The 18384-nt window shown below is 70.9% G+C and carries 16 protein-coding genes and 1 tRNA gene; 13 read left to right on the top strand and 4 right to left on the bottom strand.

The features are described 5' to 3' along the window. The first annotated feature begins 154 nt into the window (after positions 1-154). Positions 155-1408, top strand: a complete 1254-nt coding sequence (gene glpR / locus HEP85_RS17500; RefSeq protein ID WP_329288353.1) for a gephyrin-like molybdotransferase receptor GlpR — start codon at positions 155-157, stop codon at positions 1406-1408. 127 nt (positions 1409-1535) lie between these two features. Beyond that, a tRNA-Ala gene (locus HEP85_RS17495) sits at positions 1536-1609 on the top strand. Positions 1610-1702: 93 nt separating this feature from the next. Here the strand turns inward: HEP85_RS17495 and HEP85_RS17490 are convergent. Next, complete coding sequence (locus tag HEP85_RS17490; RefSeq protein WP_168528576.1) at positions 1703-2188, bottom strand: GNAT family N-acetyltransferase; 486 nt, start codon at positions 2186-2188, stop codon at positions 1703-1705. A 58-nt stretch (positions 2189-2246) separates the two neighbouring features. Here HEP85_RS17490 and HEP85_RS17485 point away from each other — a divergent pair, with 58 nt between their 5' ends. Beyond that, positions 2247-3050, top strand: a complete 804-nt coding sequence (locus tag HEP85_RS17485) for an exodeoxyribonuclease III (RefSeq protein ID WP_168528575.1) — start codon at positions 2247-2249, stop codon at positions 3048-3050. Between the two features lie 115 nt (positions 3051-3165). Here HEP85_RS17485 and HEP85_RS17480 read toward each other — a convergent pair whose 3' ends face one another. Next, positions 3166-3795: a MerR family transcriptional regulator gene (locus HEP85_RS17480; RefSeq protein ID WP_168533722.1), complete on the bottom strand. Its 630-nt coding sequence runs from the start codon at positions 3793-3795 to the stop codon at positions 3166-3168. 154 nt (positions 3796-3949) lie between these two features. Here HEP85_RS17480 and HEP85_RS17475 point away from each other — a divergent pair, with 154 nt between their 5' ends. The 4 genes from HEP85_RS17475 (at position 3950) to HEP85_RS17460 (ending at position 7731) form a co-directional block, all read left to right on the top strand. Further along, positions 3950-5476, top strand: coding sequence for an NAD(P)/FAD-dependent oxidoreductase (locus HEP85_RS17475; protein ID WP_168528574.1), 1527 nt, complete (start codon positions 3950-3952; stop codon positions 5474-5476). After that, on the top strand, positions 5473-6396 hold the full coding sequence (locus HEP85_RS17470; RefSeq protein ID WP_329288346.1) for an alpha/beta hydrolase: 924 nt from the start codon (positions 5473-5475) through the stop codon (positions 6394-6396). The genes HEP85_RS17475 and HEP85_RS17470 overlap by 4 nt, the downstream gene beginning before the upstream one ends. Next, on the top strand, positions 6393-7271 hold the full coding sequence (locus HEP85_RS17465; RefSeq protein ID WP_168528572.1) for an SDR family oxidoreductase: 879 nt from the start codon (positions 6393-6395) through the stop codon (positions 7269-7271). Before HEP85_RS17470 ends, HEP85_RS17465 begins: the two co-directional genes overlap by 4 nt. A gap of 115 nt (positions 7272-7386) precedes the next feature. Then, a complete protein-coding gene (locus tag HEP85_RS17460) occupies positions 7387-7731 on the top strand; it encodes a hypothetical protein (protein ID WP_168528571.1) in 345 nt (114 codons plus the stop codon). A 67-nt stretch (positions 7732-7798) separates the two neighbouring features. On the opposite strand, the gene HEP85_RS17455 is transcribed toward HEP85_RS17460, so the two are convergent. Next, positions 7799-11290, bottom strand: a complete 3492-nt coding sequence (locus tag HEP85_RS17455; protein ID WP_168528570.1) for a S41 family peptidase — start codon at positions 11288-11290, stop codon at positions 7799-7801. Between the two features lie 206 nt (positions 11291-11496). On the opposite strand from HEP85_RS17455, the gene HEP85_RS17450 reads away from it, so the two are divergent. Both HEP85_RS17450 and HEP85_RS17445 read left to right on the top strand, forming a co-directional pair. Continuing rightward, the gene (locus HEP85_RS17450; RefSeq protein ID WP_168528569.1) at positions 11497-12084 is read left to right on the top strand and encodes a TetR/AcrR family transcriptional regulator; all 588 of its coding nucleotides are present in this window, start codon (positions 11497-11499) and stop codon (positions 12082-12084) included. A gap of 137 nt (positions 12085-12221) precedes the next feature. After that, positions 12222-14441, top strand: a complete 2220-nt coding sequence (locus tag HEP85_RS17445; protein WP_329288337.1) for an MMPL family transporter — start codon at positions 12222-12224, stop codon at positions 14439-14441. Positions 14442-14451: 10 nt separating this feature from the next. Here the strand turns inward: HEP85_RS17445 and HEP85_RS17440 are convergent, their stop codons facing one another. Then, positions 14452-14808 carry an SsgA family sporulation/cell division regulator gene (locus HEP85_RS17440; RefSeq protein WP_168528568.1) on the bottom strand — a complete coding sequence of 119 codons (357 nt, stop codon included), beginning with the start codon at positions 14806-14808 and terminating at the stop codon, positions 14452-14454. Positions 14809-15133: 325 nt separating this feature from the next. Here HEP85_RS17440 and HEP85_RS17435 point away from each other — a divergent pair, with 325 nt between their 5' ends. From HEP85_RS17435 to HEP85_RS17420, 4 genes are all read left to right on the top strand, one after another. After that, on the top strand, positions 15134-16183 hold the full coding sequence (locus HEP85_RS17435; RefSeq protein ID WP_168528567.1) for an energy-coupling factor ABC transporter permease: 1050 nt from the start codon (positions 15134-15136) through the stop codon (positions 16181-16183). Position 16184: 1 nt separating this feature from the next. After that, positions 16185-16946 carry a cobalt ECF transporter T component CbiQ gene (gene cbiQ, locus HEP85_RS17430; RefSeq protein ID WP_168528566.1) on the top strand — a complete coding sequence of 254 codons (762 nt, stop codon included), beginning with the start codon at positions 16185-16187 and terminating at the stop codon, positions 16944-16946. Continuing rightward, complete coding sequence (locus HEP85_RS17425) at positions 16934-17713, top strand: energy-coupling factor ABC transporter ATP-binding protein (RefSeq protein WP_168528565.1); 780 nt, start codon at positions 16934-16936, stop codon at positions 17711-17713. The genes cbiQ and HEP85_RS17425 overlap by 13 nt, the downstream gene beginning before the upstream one ends. Before the next feature lie 193 nt (positions 17714-17906). Then, on the top strand, positions 17907-18353 hold the full coding sequence (locus tag HEP85_RS17420; RefSeq protein WP_168528564.1) for an organic hydroperoxide resistance protein: 447 nt from the start codon (positions 17907-17909) through the stop codon (positions 18351-18353). Positions 18354-18384 lie beyond the last annotated feature (31 nt).

Genomic DNA, 18384 nt, shown 5'->3' with positions numbered 1-18384 from the left:
TCTCTCGAAGTCGTCCCACGGCGATAAATTCACGGGTCTCGGCGGCCTGCTGATCGCATCGGTCACAAAAAAAGCTCGAAATATCAGCCAGATCGTGCGACACACCGGCTCAATTGGCAGATGGCCTCACGCAAACCCCTCTACCGTGTGAGGCGTGAGCAGCAGCGGCCTCATCTACGCAGTCATCGTCGGGGCCTGGGCCGCCTACTTGGTGCCGATGTGGCTCCGTAGGCAGGACGAGCTGAACGAAGCCCGTCCGACGGAACGCTTCAGCACCGCCATCCGGCTGCTGTCCGGACGGGCGGGGATGGAGCGCCGGTACGCCAAGGACCTGCGGGCGCGCTCCACCGACGAGGGGGAGCCCAGCGCCGACCCGGGCGGCGTCACCGATTCGGTGGACGTCCGGGCCTTCGCCATGCCCCCGGCCCGGGAACACACCAAGGCTCAACTCCCGCAGCCCGCCGAGCAGGAGCCCCAGCAGGCACCGCAGCCGGCCGCCCGGCACGGTGCCCCGCAGGGCTCCGCTGCGACCGCCAGACCGGTACCGCAGCAGCCGGCGCACACCGAACCCCTGCCCTCGGCGTCGTCACCGTCGGCATCGGGCGCGTCCGCGGCCTCGCGGATTCCCGCCGAGCGGCGGGTCTCCGCGGCGGAGGCCGCAGCACGCGCCCGGCGCTCGAAGGTGCTCGCGCGCCGACGGCGTACGACCGTCATGCTCTTCCTCGCCTTCACCTGCGGCGCGATCGTGGCGGCCGTCGGGGGGCTCGCGTTCCTGTGGGCCCCCGGCGTGCCCGCCGTGATGCTGAGCTCCTACATCGTCTATCTGCGGGCCCAGGAGCGGCGGCGCTTCACCTACGTCATGGACCGCCGCCGGGCCGAGGTCGCGGCGCAGCGGCTGCGCGAGCGGCAGCCGCGCCGCCGCGCCGGCCTCGACGCGGGTGCCGAGGACCAGGACGAGGGCCCCGAGCCGGAGACCGACCCCGGTCTTTCCGCGCTCGCTGCCGACCGCCGCGCCCTCGTCGAGCAGACCGACCACGCCGAGTGGGTCGACCAGCAGCGCGAGCGCAGGCGGGGCCCCGGCCGGGGTGACAGCTGGGACCCGGTGCCGGTACCGCTGCCGACGTACGTGACCGCGCCCGTGGCGCCGCGGGCCACCTCCAGCGTCGACCTGGGCGCGCCGGACACGTGGAGTTCCGCGCGCTCCAGCGCGGTCGAACCGGCCGAGCCGGAGGCGGAGCCCGCAGAGGAGGGCGGCCCAGCCGAGGCCGCCGAAGGGACCGAGGCCGACGGCGACGGCCGCAGCGACGCCCGGCGCGCCGCGTCCGCCCGGCGGGCCCGCGAGCGCGGCCGCACCCCGCTGTTCGATCAGTACGAGGACGGCGAACGGCCGCGCGCGGCCAACGAGTGACCCCGCGCGGGCCGCACGGCCCTGGGCGCGCGGGCCGTGTGACCGCCTGTTCGGGAGCCCCGGCTGACCAGCCAGGAACGGATTTCCAAGCACCCGGATCGGGATGCTAGAGTTTCACTCGTTGCAAGGGCCTGTGGCGCAGTCTGGTAGCGCACCTCGTTCGCATCGAGGGGGTCTGGGGTTCAAATCCCCACAGGTCCACCGCAATTCAGAACCCCGCCGGATTCGTCCGGCGGGGTTTCTGCATGTTCCGGAAGTTCCGGATGTTCCGGCGTGGAACTCGGTGCGCCCGGCTCAGGACGCGGACAGCGGCTTGGCGAAGCACATGCTCAAGTCATGGAATCGGTAGTAGCCGAACTTGACGCAGGGCGCGTAGCCGCTGGATGTGTAGAGGGCGACCGCCTCGGGCTGCTTGGCGCCGGTCTCCAGGACCATACGGGTGCGGCCGGCCGCACGGGCGTCGTCCTCCAGGGCGGCCAGGATGCGGCGGGCGAGGCCGAGACCGCGGGCCTCCGGCACGACGTACATGCGCTTGAGCTCGGCGTCGCCGTCCGCGTACCCCTCGTCGTTCTCGTCCTGGGTGCGCCAGCCGCCCGTCGCGACCGGGCGGTCCCGCTCGTCGTACGCGAGCAGGTACAGGCCGAGCGGCGGCCGGAACATCGCCGCGTCCAGCGGTGTGACATCGCCCTCGTCCCCGTAGCGCTCGGCGTATTCGGCCTGCACCTGGTCGTTGAGCTTGACGGCGTCGGGGTGGTCGAAAGAGACCGGGCGGATATGCATGCCGAATATCGTACATGTATGCATGCGTGGAGTGGACCGGATTAAGTATCGTGCCCGGGTGCTGACTGTCACCTCTGTGAATGTGAACGGACTCCGGGCCGCCGCGAAGAAGGGTTTCGTGGAATGGCTCGCGGAGACCTCCGCCGACGTCCTGTGCCTCCAGGAGGTGCGGGCCGAGCCCGGGCAACTGCCCGAGGAGGTGCGGGCGCCCGAAGGGTGGCACGTCGTGCACGCTCCGGCCGCCGCCAAGGGCCGCGCCGGCGTCTCCCTGTACACCCGCCGTGAGCCCGACCGCGTCCAGGTCGGATTCGGCTCCGAGGAGTTCGACGCCGCCGGCCGGTACGTCGAGGTGGACCTCCCGGGCGTCACCGTCGCCAGCCTCTACCTGCCCTCCGGGGAGGTCGGCACCGAGCGGCAGGACGAGAAGATGCGGTTCATGGGTGAGTTCCTCGCCCATCTGAAGGCCCTGCGCGAGCGGGCGGCCGCCGACGGGCGCGAGGTCGTGGTCTGCGGCGACTGGAACATCGCGCACCAGGAGGCCGACCTCAAGAACTGGCGGGCGAACAAGAAGAACTCCGGCTTCCTGCCCGAGGAGCGCGAGTGGCTGGGCCGGGTCCTGGACGCGGCCGACGGCGGATACGTCGACGTCGTGCGCGCCCTGCATCCGGACACGGAGGGACCGTACTCGTGGTGGTCCTACCGGGGGCGGGCCTTCGACAACGACGCCGGGTGGAGGATCGACCTGGTCGTAGCGACCGGAGGGCTCGCGAGGCGTGCGGTCAAGGGGTTCGTGGAGCGTGCCGCCACTCACGGGGAGCGGTGGTCGGACCACGCGCCCGTCACGGTGGTCTTCGAGAAGTGACCTGACCTGACCTGATCCGACCTGACCCGACCCGCGTGGGTCGGGTCAGGTCGGATGGCGAGGTCGGACGGTTCGCCGGCCGGAGTGCAGCCGAGCGGCTCGGCGCGGCGGGCGCTCAAGCCCCCGGGCGGCGGCTGAGCCGGCGGTCCAGCGCCATCGACAGTTCCGCCTCCACCACGCTCTTCGCCAGGGGGCGCAGGCGGGTCAGGTCGTCCGTCGTGCGGTTCTCGGTGAGGACGAGGGTGGTGAAGAGGGTGGCGAGCGCCTCGGCGTGGTCGCGGACGCCGCGGGCCGCGGTGAGGACGTCGGCGAGCGGGATGCCCTCGCGGACCAGGGCCGCCGACACGTCGAGCAGACGGCGGCTGATGTGCACGATCTCGCCGCCGTCCGTGCCGAGGTAGCCGAGGTCGAGGGCGGCGGCGAGGTTCTCCGGGGTCGCCTGGCCCGCGAAGACGTCGGCCAGTTCCTCGGGGGAGAGGCGGACCGGGGTCTCCTCGGTGGGCTCGCCGAGCCCGAGCAGTTCGCCCACGTCGCGGCCGTGGTCGAAGGCCTCGGCCAGTTCCGCGATGCCGCTGAGCGTGTGGCCGCGTTCCAGCAGCGCCGAGATCGTGCGCAGGCGGGCCAGGTGCGTGTCGTCGTACCAGGCGATCCGGCCCTCGCGGCGGGGCGGCGGTATCAGCTTGCGCTCCCGGTAGAAGCGCAGGGTGCGCACCGTGATGCCGGCTTCCTCGGCCAGCTCCTCCATTCGGTACTCACGCTTCTCCGCCACAGGCGCACCTTACGTCGTACCCCCGGTAACTTTCCCGGTCGCGACCCCTACCCATCAGTACGGAGCTGCTCTACGCTCCCCATTGCGCCAGTGTTCACTGGCAGGGTCGTGCGGCTAGGGAGGCGTCGGGATGACCGAGCACGAACATGTACGCGTGGCGGTGGTCGGGTCCGGGTTCGGAGGCCTGGGGGCGGCGGTGCGGCTGCGCCGCGAAGGAGTCACCGACTTCGTCGTCCTGGAACGGGCCGGCGGCGTGGGCGGCACCTGGCGGGACAACAGCTACCCCGGGTGCGCCTGCGACGTACCGTCCCATCTGTACTCGTTCTCGTTCGCGCCGAACCCCGACTGGCCCCGCACCTTCTCCGGGCAGGAGCACATCCGGGCCTATCTCGAGCACGTCACCGACGTCTTCGGACTGCGCCCCCACCTCCGCTTCGACTCCGAGGTGAAGCGGATGACGTGGGACGGAGAGAAGCTGCGGTGGGACATCGAGACCAGCAGCGGGTCCCTCAGCGCCGACTTCGTCGTGTCCGCCACCGGACCGCTGTCCGATCCCAAGATCCCGGACATCCAGGGGATCGACACCTTCCCCGGCAAGGTCTTCCACTCGGCCCGCTGGGACCACGACTACGACCTGCGCGGCAAGCGCGTGGCGATGATCGGGACCGGTGCCTCGGCCATCCAGATCGTGCCGGCCGTCCAGCCCGAGGTCGCGCGCCTCACTCTCTTCCAGCGCACCCCGCCCTGGGTGATGCCCCGCGTCGACCGCGCCATCAGCGGCCTCGAACGCGGGCTGCACCGCATGCTCCCGTTCACCGCCCAGGCCCGCCGAGGACTCCTGTGGGGCATCCGGGAGCTGCAGGTCCAGGCGTTCACCAAGCGGCCCGACGAGCTGGGCCTGGTCGAGCGGCTGGCCAAGCGCAACATGGCGCGGGCCGTCCAGGACCCGGAGCTGCGCGCGAAGCTGACGCCGGACTACCGGATCGGCTGCAAGCGGATCCTGCTCTCCAACGCCTACTACCCCGCGCTCACCCGGCCCAACGTGGACGTGGTGGCCTCCGGGCTCGACCGGATCGAGGGGTCCACCCTCGTCGCGGCCGACGGCAGCACGGCCGAGGTCGACGCGATCATCTTCGGTACGGGATTCCACGTCACGGACATGCCGATCGCCGACCGGGTGGTGGGCGCGGAGGGCAGGACACTCGCCGAGGCGTGGAAGGGCGGGATGAGCGCCCTGCGCGGCGCCTCCGCGGCCGGGTTCCCCAACTGGATGACGATCATCGGGCCCAACACGGGTCTCGGGAACTCCAGCATGATCCTGATGATCGAGTCCCAGCTGAACTACATGGCCGACTACGTACGGCAGTTGGGCGTGCTCGGCGGGCGGGTGGCCCTCGACGCACGGCCCGGCGCGGTGGCGGACTGGAACCAGAAGGTCCAGGAGCGCATGAAGCGCACGGTGTGGAACACCGGCGGCTGCACCAGTTGGTACCTCGACGCGCAGGGCCGCAACACGACGGTGTGGCCGGGCACGACGACCGAATTCCGCACGGCCACCCGCCGGCTGGACCTGGGAGAGTACGAGGTGTTGCGGGCCCCGGGGGCACGGCAGGGCGGGCAGCCGGGGAGCCCGGCGAAGGTGGAGGCCGGGGCGTGAGCCGACTGACGCACGTGACGAGCGGCCCCTACGCGCCGCCGGCCCCCGCGCGCGAACTGACCGCGGTCTCCGCCGACGGCGCCCGGCTGCACGTCGAGGTGCACGGACCCGTGGACGCCGCCGTGCCCACTGTCGTCCTCGCGCACGGGTGGACCTGCTCGACCGCCTTCTGGGCGGCGCAGATACGGGACCTCGCCGCCGACCACCGGGTGATCGCGTACGACCAGCGCGGGCACGGGCGCAGCCCCGCGAGCGACGCGTGCGGCACGGACGCGCTCGCCGACGATCTGGAGGCCGTGCTCGCGGCCACCCTCGGGCCGGGTGAGAAGGCCGTGCTGGTGGGGCATTCCATGGGTGGGATGACGCTGATGGCGGCCTCGGCGAGGCCGCGCTTCCGGGAGCACGCGGCGGCGGTTCTGCTGTGCAGCACGGGCAGTTCGCGGCTGGTGGCCGAGGCGCGCGTGCTGCCGCTGCCCGCCGGGCGGCTGCGCACCGGGGTCACCAAACGGGTCCTCGGGTCGCGGGCACCGCTCGGGCCCGTCACGCCGGCCGCCCGCAGGATCCTCAAGTACGCGACCATGGGCCCCGGTTCGTCGCCGGGCATGGTCGAGGCGTGTGCGCGGATCGTGCACGCCTGTCCACGCGCGGTGCGGCACGCCTGGTCGCGGGTGCTCGATCTGCTCGACCTCGACCACGGGGTGCGGGAGTTGGCGGTGCCGACGGCCGTGGTGGCGGGGACGGCGGACCGGCTGACGCCCCTGGTGCACGCGCGCGCCCTGGTCGCGGCGCTGCCGAACTGCGTCGGCCTCACCGAGCTGACCGGACTGGGACACATGACACCCGTGGAGGCGCCGGACGTGGTGACCGCACGCATACGCGAACTCGTCGCCGACTACGCACAGATCAAGGAGGGCGCATGAGCAGGGTGAGCCTGGAGGGACAGGTCGCGGTCGTCACGGGGGCCGCGCGGGGCGTCGGTGAACTTCTCGCACGCAAGCTGTCCGCGCGGGGCGCCAAGGTCGCGCTCGTCGGTCTGGAGCCGGACGCGCTCAAGCAGGTCTCGGAGCGGCTGCTCGGCGAGAGCGACCACTGGTACGCCGACGTCACCGACCACGAGGCGATGGCCCGGGTCGCGGGCGAGGTGAAGGAACGGTTCGGGAAGGTGGACATCGTCGTCGCCAACGCCGGTGTGGCCAACGGCGGTCCGTTCGTGGACTCCGATCCCCTCGCCTGGCGCCGGGTCATCGAGGTCAACCTCATCGGTTCGGCCGTCACCGCCCGCGCGTTCCTGCCCGTACTCATGGAAAGCCGGGGGTACTTGCTGCAGATCGCGTCGCTCGCGGCGATCACGCCGGCGCCCATGATGACGGCCTACTGCGCGTCCAAGTCGGGCGTGGAGGCGTACGCGCACAGCCTGCGTGCCGAGGTCGGTCACAAGGGTGTGCGGGTCGGCGTCGGATATCTGTCCTGGACCGACACCGACATGGTGCGCGGGGCCGACCAGGACGACGTGATGCGCGAGCTGCGGCAGCGGCTGCCCTGGCCGTCCAACAAGACCTACCCGCTCGGACCGGCCGTCGACCGGGTCGTCGCGGGGATCGAGCGGCGGTCGAGCCATGTGTACGCGCAGTGGTGGCTGCGTGGGATGCAGGGCGTCCGCGGCTACCTGCCCGGAGTCATCGCGGCGGTGGGGCAGCGGGAGATGCGGCGGTTCGAACCACGGCTGGGAAGTGTCGGCAAGGGGCTCGTAGGGGCCGGTGGGGCAGCCGACGACAGACGGGAGCAGGGCGTCTGACCACGGGTTATCCAGCCTGGATCACTGTGAGTTACTGATCGAAATGCGTGCGTAGTGTCCCCGTGTAAGTCTGGTCGAGCCCGATCCCCTCACCCACACATGGGAGTGAAACAGCATGGGCAAGAAGGACCAGATGCAGAACAAGGCGGAGAACATGAAGCAGCAGGGCAAGAAGAAGATGGACCAGGAGATCAGCGAGCCGGGACGGCGTTCTCCGCAGCAGCCCGGTCAGCACTCCCCGCAGGGGACGGGCCACCGCGCCTCCCAGGAGGGCTCGGCCCAGCGTTCGCCGCAGGCGGCGGGCCAGCGTTCCGCGCAGGGCTCGGCCCAGGGCTCGGCCCAGGGCTCGGCCCAGCGTTCGGCGCAGGGTTCTGCGCAGGAGCGCGACCGCTCCATCCCTGAGAACGAGCGCGTGCGTCGTGAGGCGCAGGACCGCTTCGACGAGGACCACGACGCCTGACGTCGGACGTCCGCTTGAAGTCTGAGTGGGGCGCCCCGACTTCGGGGCGCCCCACTCGGCTGCGTGCTCAGCGGGTGCGTGGCGGCAGCTTCGGGCGGGTGCGGTCCGGTACGTCCGAGAGATCGGGCGGGGAGGCCGCCGAGTGGGTGCTCAGCAGATCGAGGGCCAGTTGGATCGCGGTGTCCATCTCGGCGTGACGGCCCTCCGCCCAGTCCAGCGGGGTGCGCAGGACCTCCAGGTCCGGGGCGACACCCCGGTTCTCGACGGACCACCCGTACGCGTCGAACCAGGCCGCGTTCATCGGGACCGTGATCACCGTGCCGTCGCCGAGCTGGTGCCGGCCGGTCATGCCGACGACTCCGCCCCAGGTGCGCTGGCCGACCACCGGACCGAGCCCGAGCAGCTTGAAGGCGGCCGTGATCATGTCGCCGTCGGAGGAGGTCGCCTCGTCGGCGAGGGCGACCACCGGGCCGCGCGGAGCGCTCGAGGCGTACGACACCGGCTGGGCGTTGCGCGTCAGGTCCCAGCCCAGGATCGTGCGCGTCAGCTTCTCGACGACGAGTTCGCTGATGTGGCCGCCCGCGTTGCCGCGTACGTCGACGAGGAGCGCCGGGCGCGAGACCTCCAGACGCAGATCACGGTTGAACTGGGCCCAGCCCGAGCCGCCCATGTCCGGGATGTGGAGGTAGCCGCAGCGGCCACCGCTCAACTCCCTCACCACCTCGCGGCGTTTGGCCACCCAGTCCTGGTAGCGCAGCGGCCGCTCGTCGATCAGCGGCACCACCGCCACCCGGCGCGAGGGTCCCTCGCCCGTCGGGGGGACGAACGTGAGCTCCACCGTCGTACCGCCCGCGCCCGCGAGCAGCGGGTACGGGCCTGTCACCGGGTCCACCGGGCGGCCGTCGATGTGGGTGAGCACCGCACCCTCGCGGATGCCGGTGCCTGCCAACGGTGAGCGGGCCTTGGAGTCGGAGGAGTCGCCGGGCAGGATCCGCTTCAGGGTCCAGCAGCCGTCGCGCCGGACGAAGTTGGCGCCCAGCAGGCCCTGCCAGCGCTGGTAGTGCCCGGGTCCCTCGTTGCGGCGGGCGGCGGCGACATAGGCGTGCGAGGTGCCCAGTTCACCGAGGACCTCACGCAGCAGGTCCGCGAACTCGTCCGGGGACGCGACCCGTTCGACCAGCGGGCGGTACTGGGCGAGTACGGCGTCCCAGTCGATGCCGCACATGTGGGGTTCCCAGAAGTAGGCGCGGATGATGCGGCCCGCCTCGTCATAGGCCTGGCGCCACTCGGCGGGCGGGTCCACCTCGTGGAGGATGCGGCGCAGGTCGATCCAGACCGTCGAGTCGCTGTCGCCGGGCTCGGTGGAGGGGACGGCGCGCAGCTCGCCCTCGTCGACCACGACCAGCCGGGAGCCGTCGCCGCTCACCGCGAACCAGTCGAGGTGGCCGACGAGTTCCGACTTCTTCGCCTTGCTGATGTTGAAGTACTCCAGGGTCGGGCGCCCCGAGGTGTCGTCGGGGTTGGCGAAGGTCTCGCCGAGCGCGCCCGAGATCGGCCAGCGCAGCCAGACCAGCCCGCCGCCCGCGACCGGGTAGAGCGCCGAGTACTTGGAGGCGGTGACCGGGAACGGGGTGACCCGGCTCTCCAGTCCCTCCAGTTCGACACTGACCGCGCCGTCGGCGCCCTCGTCCTCGACCGGGTCCAGGCCTCCGGCGACCGGCCGCCCGTCGGGGTTCAGGGCGAAGGGGGAAGGGGTGGCGGAGGACAGGGGGACGAGGTACGGGCGGCAGCCCAGCGGGAAGGAGAGGTCGCCGGTGTGGACGTCGTAGACCGGGTCGAAGCCGCGCCAGGAGAGGAAGGCCAGATAGCGGCCGTCCCTGGTGAAGACCGGGTTCTCGTCCTCGAAGCGCCCGTTGGTGACGTCGACGACGAGCCGGTCCTTTATCCGCGCCATCTTGATCTGGCGCAGGGAGCGGCCGACCCCCGGGTGCGACCAGGTCAGCCAGGCCCCGTCCGGGGAGAAGGCGAGATCCCGGACCGGTCCGTTGAGGGACTGGATCAGCTCCGTGACCTGGCCTCCCCCATTCTTCACCCGGCCGGTCCCGCGGGATTCCTCCGTCTCCTCCGCGCCCCCGCCCTCGGTGGCCTCCGCGGTCTCCGCGACCTCTTCCGCAGCCCCCGCCGCCTGTACCTCCTCTGCCTCCTCCTCCGCCCCTTCTGCCTCCTCTGTCTCCTCTGTCTCCTCCGGCGTCTCTGTCTCCGCTGTCTCCGCTGTCCCCGCTAGTTCTCCCGCATCCTCCGTCGCGTCGAGAAGCAGCAGCCGTCCGTCGTTCGAGGCGATCGCGAGCCGGTCTCCCTGGGGGTCCGCCACCAGCTCCAGGACGCGGCCCAGCTCGCCGGAGGCCAGCCGGCGCGGCTCGCGCGCGCCGGAGGCCCGCGGCAGATAGGCGATCTCGACGGCGTCCTCGCCGTCCGCGTCGGTCACATAGGCGACCTGGCCGCCCGAACCGAGCATCTCGGGGAGCCGGACCCGTACCCCCGGGGTGTCGGCGATGGTGCGGGCGGGCCCGTCGCGGTGGGTGAGCCAGTACAGGCTGCCGCGTACGACGACGGCGCCTGCCCGCCCCGTCTCGTCCACGGAGATGGCGTCCACGTGCTGGGCCGCGGGCACCTGGTAGGGGCGCCGGCCCGCGCGCTGCCCGCCGAGGCGGACGTCGAGACGGCGCGGGAGCGAGTCGGGGGACAGGTCGTCGACGATCCACAGATCCCCGGCGCACTGGTACACGACCCGGCTGCCGTCGCTGGAGGCGTTGCGTGCGTAGAACGCGTCGTGGTCGGTGTGCCGGCGCAGGTCGGAACCGTCGTACGCGCACGAGTACAGGTTGCCGAGGCCCTCGTGGTCGGAGAGGAACGCGATCCGGCCGCCGACGAACATGGGGGAGTCGAGGTGGCCGTCGATACCGGCGAGCAGGCGCTGCCCGTGCAGCCAGAGCCGGCCCATGGCGCCGCCCCGGTAGCGCTTCCAGGCGGCGGGATCGTGCGGCGGGGTGCCGGTGAGCAGCAGGGTCCTTCGTTCGCCGTCGATGTCGGCGACCGCGATGTCCGCCACCGGCCCCCAGGGCAGGTTGCCGCCGGGGTCGCCGTCGGTCGGGACGCTGTGGGCCCAGGTGAAATAGGAGAAGGGCTGTCCGTGCGAGGCGACGGCGAGGATGTCGCCGTCGGGGGACCAGCCGCAGACCCGGGTGTCCGCGCTGCCCCAGTAGGTGAGGCGGCTGCCCGGTCCGCCGTCCACCGGTGCCAGATGGATCTCCGGCACATAGCTGCGCCAGCTCGTGTACGCGATGTCTCTTCCGTCGGGGGAGAAGCGTGGGTGTCCGACCTTGGTGCGGTCCACGGTGAGCCGCCAGGCCCGCCCCGGGCCGTCCAGCGGTGCCACCCACAGATCGTCCTCGGTCACGAAGCACAGCCGGTCGCCGCTCAGGTGCGGGAAGCGCAGGTAACCGGATGCGCGGTCGGTGGTGTCCTTGTCCGCGGTCGCCTTCTCGTACTCGTCGCTCACCTCCCCATGCTTTTCCCCTCGGAGGGCCCCGGCAACTTGTGCGGGGGACACGCCCGGCGCGGGGCGCGCGTGACCCAGCACACGTACGAAACGGTTTCGTTTCGCTGACGGCCGGGGTATCTTGAAACACGTACGACGACGAAGAAGATGCCGTACAACGATGACGTACAGAACCGAGTCGTTCTGAGCGGGAGATGGTGAGTGGGATGACTGAAGCCGCAACGGTGCGTCGCAGTCGGATCACGCCCGAGCGCGAGGCCGAGCTGTACCGGGCCGTGCTCGACCTGCTCAGGGAGGTCGGCTACGACGCTCTGACCATGGACGCCGTCGCCGCCCGCACCAAGTCCAGCAAGGCCACCCTCTACCGTCAGTGGGGCGGCAAGGCCGAGCTGGTGGTGAAGGCGCTGCGGCACGAGAAGCCGAGCGCCGGCGACGCCGACACGGGATCCCTGGCAGGCGACTTCCACGCGTTGGTGATGCGTGAGGACGACTGCCGGATGGAGCAGAACTCCGCGCTGATGCGGGGTCTGGCCACGGCACTGCACGGGAACCCCGATCTTCTGAAGGCCTTCCGGGAACTGATCATCGAACCGGAGACCGTTGAGCTGCGCCGCGTACTGGAGCGTGCCGTCGCCCGGGGTGAGATCCGACCGGACAACCCCGCGCAGGAGTACGTGCTGCACATGCTGATCGGTGCCTTCGCGGTGCGCGGCGTCATCGACCAGCGGCCACCGACCCGTGCCTTCCTCACCTCGTACGTGGATGCCGTGATCCTCCCCGCACTCGGCGCCTGATCCCGCACCACCCCGGGACGAACCCTCGTATCCGTACCTGACGCGACCGCTCACGTCGTCGGGCTGATCTCCCCTGCCCCCATCGGGTGACCTCACCAGCCCCTGCCACCCCACGACCTGACCGGGAGTACGCCCTCGTGGCCACGTTCCTCTACAAACTCGGCCGACTCGCCTTCCGGCGACGGCACTTCGTCGCCCTGATCTGGGTGGCGCTGTTGACGCTGGCGGGAGTCGGCGCGGCCAACGCCCCGGCCGCCGGCGCCAGCTCCTTCTCCATACCCGGCACCGAGGCGCAGAAGGCCTTCGACCTGCTGGAGCAGCGCTTCCCCGGCATGAGTGCCGACGGGGCGACCGCGCGCGTCGTCTTCAAGGCGCCCACCGGCGAGAAGATGGCGGACAAGGCCAACAAGGCGACCGTCGAGAAGACCGTCAAGGCGCTCGAGGACGGCTCGGAGGTCACCTCCGTCACCGACCCGTTCAAGGCCAAGGCCGTCAGCAAGAACGGTTCGATCGCCTACGCGTCGGTGAAGTACAAGGTCTCCGGCATGGAGCTGAAGGACTCCTCGAAGGGCGCCCTGGAAGCGGCCGCGCAGCAGGCGCGGGACGCCGGGCTGACCGTCGAGGTGGGCGGTGACGCGCTCCAGGCCACGCCGGAGACCGGGTCCACCGAGGTCATCGGTATCGCGATCGCCGCGGTCGTCCTCGTCATCACCTTCGGTTCGCTGATCGCCGCCGGACTGCCGCTGCTGACCGCGCTGATCGGCGTCGGGATCGGCGTCTCGACCATCACCGCCCTGGCCAGCGCGCTCGACCTGGGCACCACCACCTCCACACTCGCGATGATGATCGGCCTCGCGGTCGGCATCGACTACGCGCTGTTCATCGTCTCCCGCTACCGCGCCGAACTCGCCGAGGGCCGCGAGCGCGAGGAGGCGGCCGGGCGGGCCGTCGGCACGGCGGGCTCGGCAGTGGTCTTCGCGGGCCTGACGGTCGTGATCGCGCTCGTCGGCCTGTCGGTCGTGAACATCCCGATGCTGACGAAGATGGGCGTCGCGGCGGCCGGCACGGTCGCCATCGCCGTCCTGATCGCGCTCACGATGATCCCGGCCCTGCTGGGTTACGCGGGCCGCAAGGTCCAGCCGGCCGGCCAGAAGAGCAGGCTGCTGGGTGGCGGCCGTGCCGCGAAGAACGCGAGCCGGCCCAACATGGGCACCCGCTGGGCGAGCTTCGTCGTCCGTCGTCCGCTCGCCGTCCTGCTGCTCGGTGTGGTCGGCCTGGGCGCCGCCGCGGTGCCGGCGGCCTCGCTGGAACTGGGTCTGCCCGACGACGGTTCGCAGCCCGCCTCGACCACCCAGCGCAGGGCCTACGACCTGCTGTCCGACGGGTTCGGTCCCGGTTTCAACGGTCCCCTGATGCTGGTCGTGGACGCCAAGGCGAGTGACGACCCCAAGGGCGCGGTCACCCGGGTGGCCGACACGGTCAAGGACCTCAAGGGCGTCGTCTCGGTGACTCCGGCGACGTACAACAAGCCCGGGGACACCGCGATGATCACGGTGATCGCGGACTCGAAGCCGTCCTCGGTGAAGACCGAGAACCTGGTGCACACCATCCGTGACGCGGGCGGCGACATCAAGGCGGACACCGACGCCCAGGTGCTGGTCACCGGCAGCACGGCGATGAACATCGACTTCTCGCAGAAGCTCAACGACGCGCTGGTCCCGTATCTGGCGCTGGTGGTCGGTCTCGCCTTCCTGCTCCTGATCGTGGTCTTCCGCTCGATCCTGGTCCCGCTGAAGGCGGCGCTCGGCTTCCTGCTGAGCGTGATGGCGGCGCTCGGCGCGGTCGTCGCGGTCTTCCAGTGGGGCTGGCTGGCGAACCTCATCGGTGTGGAGCAGACCGGCCCGATCATGTCGATGATGCCGATCTTCATGGTGGGTGTCGTCTTCGGCCTCGCGATGGACTACGAGGTGTTCCTCGTGACCCGGATGCGCGAGGCGTACGTGCACGGGGAGAAGCCCGGCCAGGCCATCGTGACCGGCTTCAAGCACGGCGCGCGGGTGGTGACGGCCGCGGCCGTCATCATGATCGCCGTCTTCTCCGGCTTCATCGGTTCCAGTGAGTCGATGATCAAGATGATCGGCTTCGGTCTCGCGATCGCCGTCTTCTTCGACGCGTTCGTCGTCCGCATGGCGCTCGTCCCGGCGGTCCTGGCGCTGCTCGGCAAGAAGGCATGGTGGCTGCCGAGGTGGCTGGACCGGGCCCTGCCGAACGTGGACGTCGAGGGCGAGGGGCTGCGCAAGATGGGCGACGGACGCCCGAGGAACGAGGACGACGACCGCGAGCTGGCGCGGGTCTGACCGTCCGACGTCAGTGAGCCACCGGGGTGGCGGCCAGGTAGGTACGACGCAGGAAGCGCATCAGGGCTTTCGAGTCGACCTGCACGACCGCCACCCCTTTGGGCGAGTGGAACTCCATGACCGCCTGCACCCGGCCGCAGGGCCAGACGCGTACGTCGCCGTTGCTGACGGGGACCCGGAGGCCCTGCTCCAGCAGCTCACGCGGGAAGACCCACTCGTGCGGGCCGGGCAGGGTGATGCGCACCTGACGGGAGTCGGTCTCGGGGTCGTAGTGGAAGGCCACCGGAACAGCTCTGCCTTCGTCCTCGGGGGAGTCGGCCGTGTCCGTGACGATATGGGCGCGTGCGTACTGTTCGACGGCAGACATGAACCGACTCCTTACGCTGCGTAACCTGTGCGGAATCTATGAATCCGTCACCTTTCCAATGTCCCACATTCCGTGGATTCCGCTCTTGGACAACCGCGTACCCCTGTGGGGCCCTCGCGACACGGTCTTGTGGGACAGGACACGTGACGGGACACGTGACGGGACGTGCGGCGGAACGCGCGGCGGGACATGTGACAGGGCGCGCGGCGGGGCGTGTGACGGGGCGCGCGGCGGGGCGCGTGACAAGGCGTGTGGCGACCCTCTCGGTTATTCATGAGTGCCTCGCTCTTGCAAGTCGTTCGCAACAAGGCACTATCATCGAACGGTGCATGTGCCTGACGGATTCATCAACGCCCCGGTCTCCGCCGCCACCGGACTCGTCGCCGCCGGCGCCGTCGCGGTGAGCCTGCGAGGCGCCCGCCGCGAACTCGACGAGAGGACCGCGCCGCTGGCCGGTCTGGTCGCCGCCTTCATCTTCGCCGTACAGATGCTGAACTTCCCGGTCGCGGCCGGGACCAGCGGACATCTGCTCGGCGGCGCACTGGCGGCGATACTCGTCGGCCCCTTCACCGGGGTCCTGTGTGTCTCCGTGGTCCTGCTCATGCAGGGCATCCTCTTCGCCGACGGCGGCCTCACCGCGCTCGGCGTGAACATCACCGACATGGCGATCGTCACCACCGTCGTCTCGTACGCCGTCTTCCGCGGCCTGCTGAAGGTGCTCCCGAGGAGACGGCGCTCGGTCACCGCGGCCGCCTTCGTGTCCGCGCTGCTCTCCGTCCCGGCCGCCGCCGTCGTCTTCACCCTCATCTACGCGCTCGGCGGTACCACCGACGTCGCGATCGGCAAGGTCGCCACCGCGATGATCGGCGTGCACGTCCTCATCGGCATCGGCGAGGCCGCGATCACCGCCCTCACGGTCGGCGCGGTCATCGCCGTACGGCCGGACCTCGTGTACGGCGCGCGCGGTCTGCAACAGCGGCTCAAGCTGCGGGTGGGCGGCGAACTGGTCGACGCGGCCGCGCCGGCCCTTCCCGCCGCCGCCCCGGTCTCCCGCCGCAAGGTGTGGATCGCCGGTCTCGTCACCTCCCTCGTCCTCGCGGGCTTCGTCAGCTTCTACGCCTCCGCCAGCCCCGACGGCCTGGAGAAGGTCGCCAAGGACCAGGGCATCGACCAGCGCACCAAGAAGCACCACACCGAGGACTCCCCGCTCGCCGGGTACGGCGTCAAGGACATCTCCGACGCCCGCATCTCCGGCGGCCTCGCGGGTGTGATCGGCGTCGGCGTCACGATCGTCGCGGGCACCGGCGTTTTCTGGACACTGCGCAGGCGCCGTACGGCCGACGCGTCACCCGCCTCCCTCCCCGAGGGCGTCTGAGGTGGGCGCGGGTCATGCCCACCGCCTCTACCGGCACGGGCACTCACCGGTGCACGCCCTGCCCCCGCACACCAAACTCGCCGCGGCCTTCGCCTTCGTGGTCGTGGTCGTCTCGACCCCGCGCGAGGCGATGTGGGCGTTCGCGCTGTACGCCGTGCTGCTCGCGACGGTCGCGTGGCGGGCCAGGGTGCCGGCCGGGTTCCTGCTCAAACGGCTGCTGATCGAGGTACCGTTCGTCGCCTTCGCGGTGCTGATGCCGTTCGTCGCCGAGGGCGAGCGGGTGGACTTCCTCGGCCTGTCCCTCAGCGTCAACGGCCTGTGGGGCGCCTGGAACGTGCTCGCCAAGGGAACGCTGGGCGTGGCGGCCTCCGTGCTGCTGGCCTCGACCACCGAACTGCGCGAACTGCTCCTGGGACTCCAGCGGTTGCGCCTGCCTCCCCTCCTCGTGCAGATCGCGTCGTTCATGATCCGGTACGGCGACGTCATCACGGACGAGATGCGGCGCATGCGCATCGCCCGGGAGTCGCGCGGCTTCGAGGCGAGCGGAGTACGGCACTGGGGCGTCCTCGCCAAGTCCGCGGGCGCGCTCTTCATCCGCTCCTACGAGCGGGGGGAGCGTGTGCATCTCGCCATGGTGAGCCGGGGATACGCCGGTTCGATGCCGGTCATCGACGAGGTGACCGCGTCACGGGCGCAGTGGTCGTACGCTCTCGCCCTGCCCGCCGCCGCCCTGCTCGTCTGCCTGTTGGGATGGACCCTGTGACCACTTCACCCTCGCTTTCACCCTCGCTGGAAGTGGCCGGACTGGCTTTCGCCTACCCCGACGGACACCAGGCCCTTTTCGGCGTGGACTTCACCGTCGGCCGCGGCGAACGCGTCGCGCTGCTGGGCCCGAACGGCGCCGGCAAGACCACCCTCGTGCTGCACCTCAACGGCATCCTGACCGGCGGCGCCGGGACCGTGACGGTGGCCGGACTCCCGGTGGACAAGCGGCACATGGCCGAGATCCGGCGCAAGGTCGGCATCGTCTTCCAGGACCCGGACGACCAGCTCTTCATGCCGACCGTGCGCGAGGACGTCGCCTTCGGTCCCGCCTCCGCCGGGATGAAGGGCGCCGCGCTGGAGGAACGCGTCCGTACGGCCCTGGAACAGGTCGGCATGGACGCCTTCGCCGACCGGCCCCCGCACCATCTCTCGTTCGGCCAGCGGCGCCGGGTGGCGGTGGCGACCGTGCTCGCGATGGAGCCGGAGATCCTGGTCCTGGACGAACCCTCGTCCAACCTGGACCCCGCCTCGCGCCGTGAACTCGCCGACATCCTGCGGTCCTTGGACGTCACCGTCCTCATGGTCACGCACGACCTGCCGTACGCGCTCGAACTGTGCCCCCGGGCGATGATCCTGAGCGACGGGGTGATCGCGGCCGACGGCAAGACCGGCGAACTCCTCTCCGACGACGGGCTGATGCGTACCCACCGGCTGGAACTGCCCTTCGGGTTCGACCCGCGCTCCGTGGCCATCGGCACCCCGTGACACCCGGCGCTCCCCGAACGGGCGTGTGACGAACCGGCGAGTCCGCCGGGCGGCCTCGCTGACCTGCCCTGTTCCGCGACCGCGGGGTTACCCGCGGTCGCTCCCCCTGGTGGTCCAGGACTCCATACCGACCAGTATCTTGTGCGCGATGCAGTTGTGCGTCCCTGTGTTTCCGTCCTGGGGGAGGTCCGCCATGATCGATGGCACCGCCGTCGACACTCGTCCGACGAAGATCATGTACGTCGCCGAGGCGACCGCGCACGGCGGCCGTGACGGCTATGTCACGAGCCAGGACGGCCAGATCGAGCTGAAGGTCGCGATGCCGCCCGCACTCGGCGGCGACGGCAACGGCACCAACCCCGAGCAGCTCTTCGCCGCCGGGTACAGCGCCTGCTTCCACAACGCGCTGGTCCTGGTGGGCCGCCGGTCCGGCTACGACCTGTCCGGATCGACGGTCGCCGCGAAGGTCGGCATCGGGCCCAACAAACAGCGCGGATACGGTCTCGCGGTCGCATTGAGCGTCTCGCTCCCCGTCGTGGAGCGGGAACTCGCGACGAAGCTGGTGGGCGAGGCCCACGAGGTCTGCCCGTACTCGAACGCGACCCGGAACAACATCGAGGTCACGATCCTGCTGGGCTAGGAATCCGCGCCTTCGCACGAGTGTTGCAGCC

It is taken from the genome of Streptomyces sp. RPA4-2, assembly GCF_012273515.2.
Lineage (GTDB): Bacteria > Actinomycetota > Actinomycetes > Streptomycetales > Streptomycetaceae > Streptomyces > Streptomyces kaempferi.
Note: the sequence above shows the minus strand (reverse complement) of the source record. Positions and strands in the feature narration are given on the sequence as shown.

Coding starts and splice junctions, on each gene's coding strand:
- HEP85_RS17475 (WP_168528574.1), top strand. CDS start 3,950: ATGACCGAGCACGAACATGTACGCGTGGCGGTGGTCGGGTCCGGGTTC.
- HEP85_RS17465 (WP_168528572.1), top strand. CDS start 6,393: ATGAGCAGGGTGAGCCTGGAGGGACAGGTCGCGGTCGTCACGGGGGCC.
- HEP85_RS17425 (WP_168528565.1), top strand. CDS start 16,934: ATGGACCCTGTGACCACTTCACCCTCGCTTTCACCCTCGCTGGAAGTG.
- HEP85_RS17440 (WP_168528568.1), bottom strand. CDS start 14,808: ATGTCTGCCGTCGAACAGTACGCACGCGCCCATATCGTCACGGACACG.
- HEP85_RS17450 (WP_168528569.1), top strand. CDS start 11,497: ATGACTGAAGCCGCAACGGTGCGTCGCAGTCGGATCACGCCCGAGCGC.
- HEP85_RS17420 (WP_168528564.1), top strand. CDS start 17,907: ATGATCGATGGCACCGCCGTCGACACTCGTCCGACGAAGATCATGTAC.
- HEP85_RS17480 (WP_168533722.1), bottom strand. CDS start 3,795: ATGGAGGAGCTGGCCGAGGAAGCCGGCATCACGGTGCGCACCCTGCGC.
- HEP85_RS17490 (WP_168528576.1), bottom strand. CDS start 2,188: ATGCATATCCGCCCGGTCTCTTTCGACCACCCCGACGCCGTCAAGCTC.
- HEP85_RS17460 (WP_168528571.1), top strand. CDS start 7,387: ATGGGCAAGAAGGACCAGATGCAGAACAAGGCGGAGAACATGAAGCAG.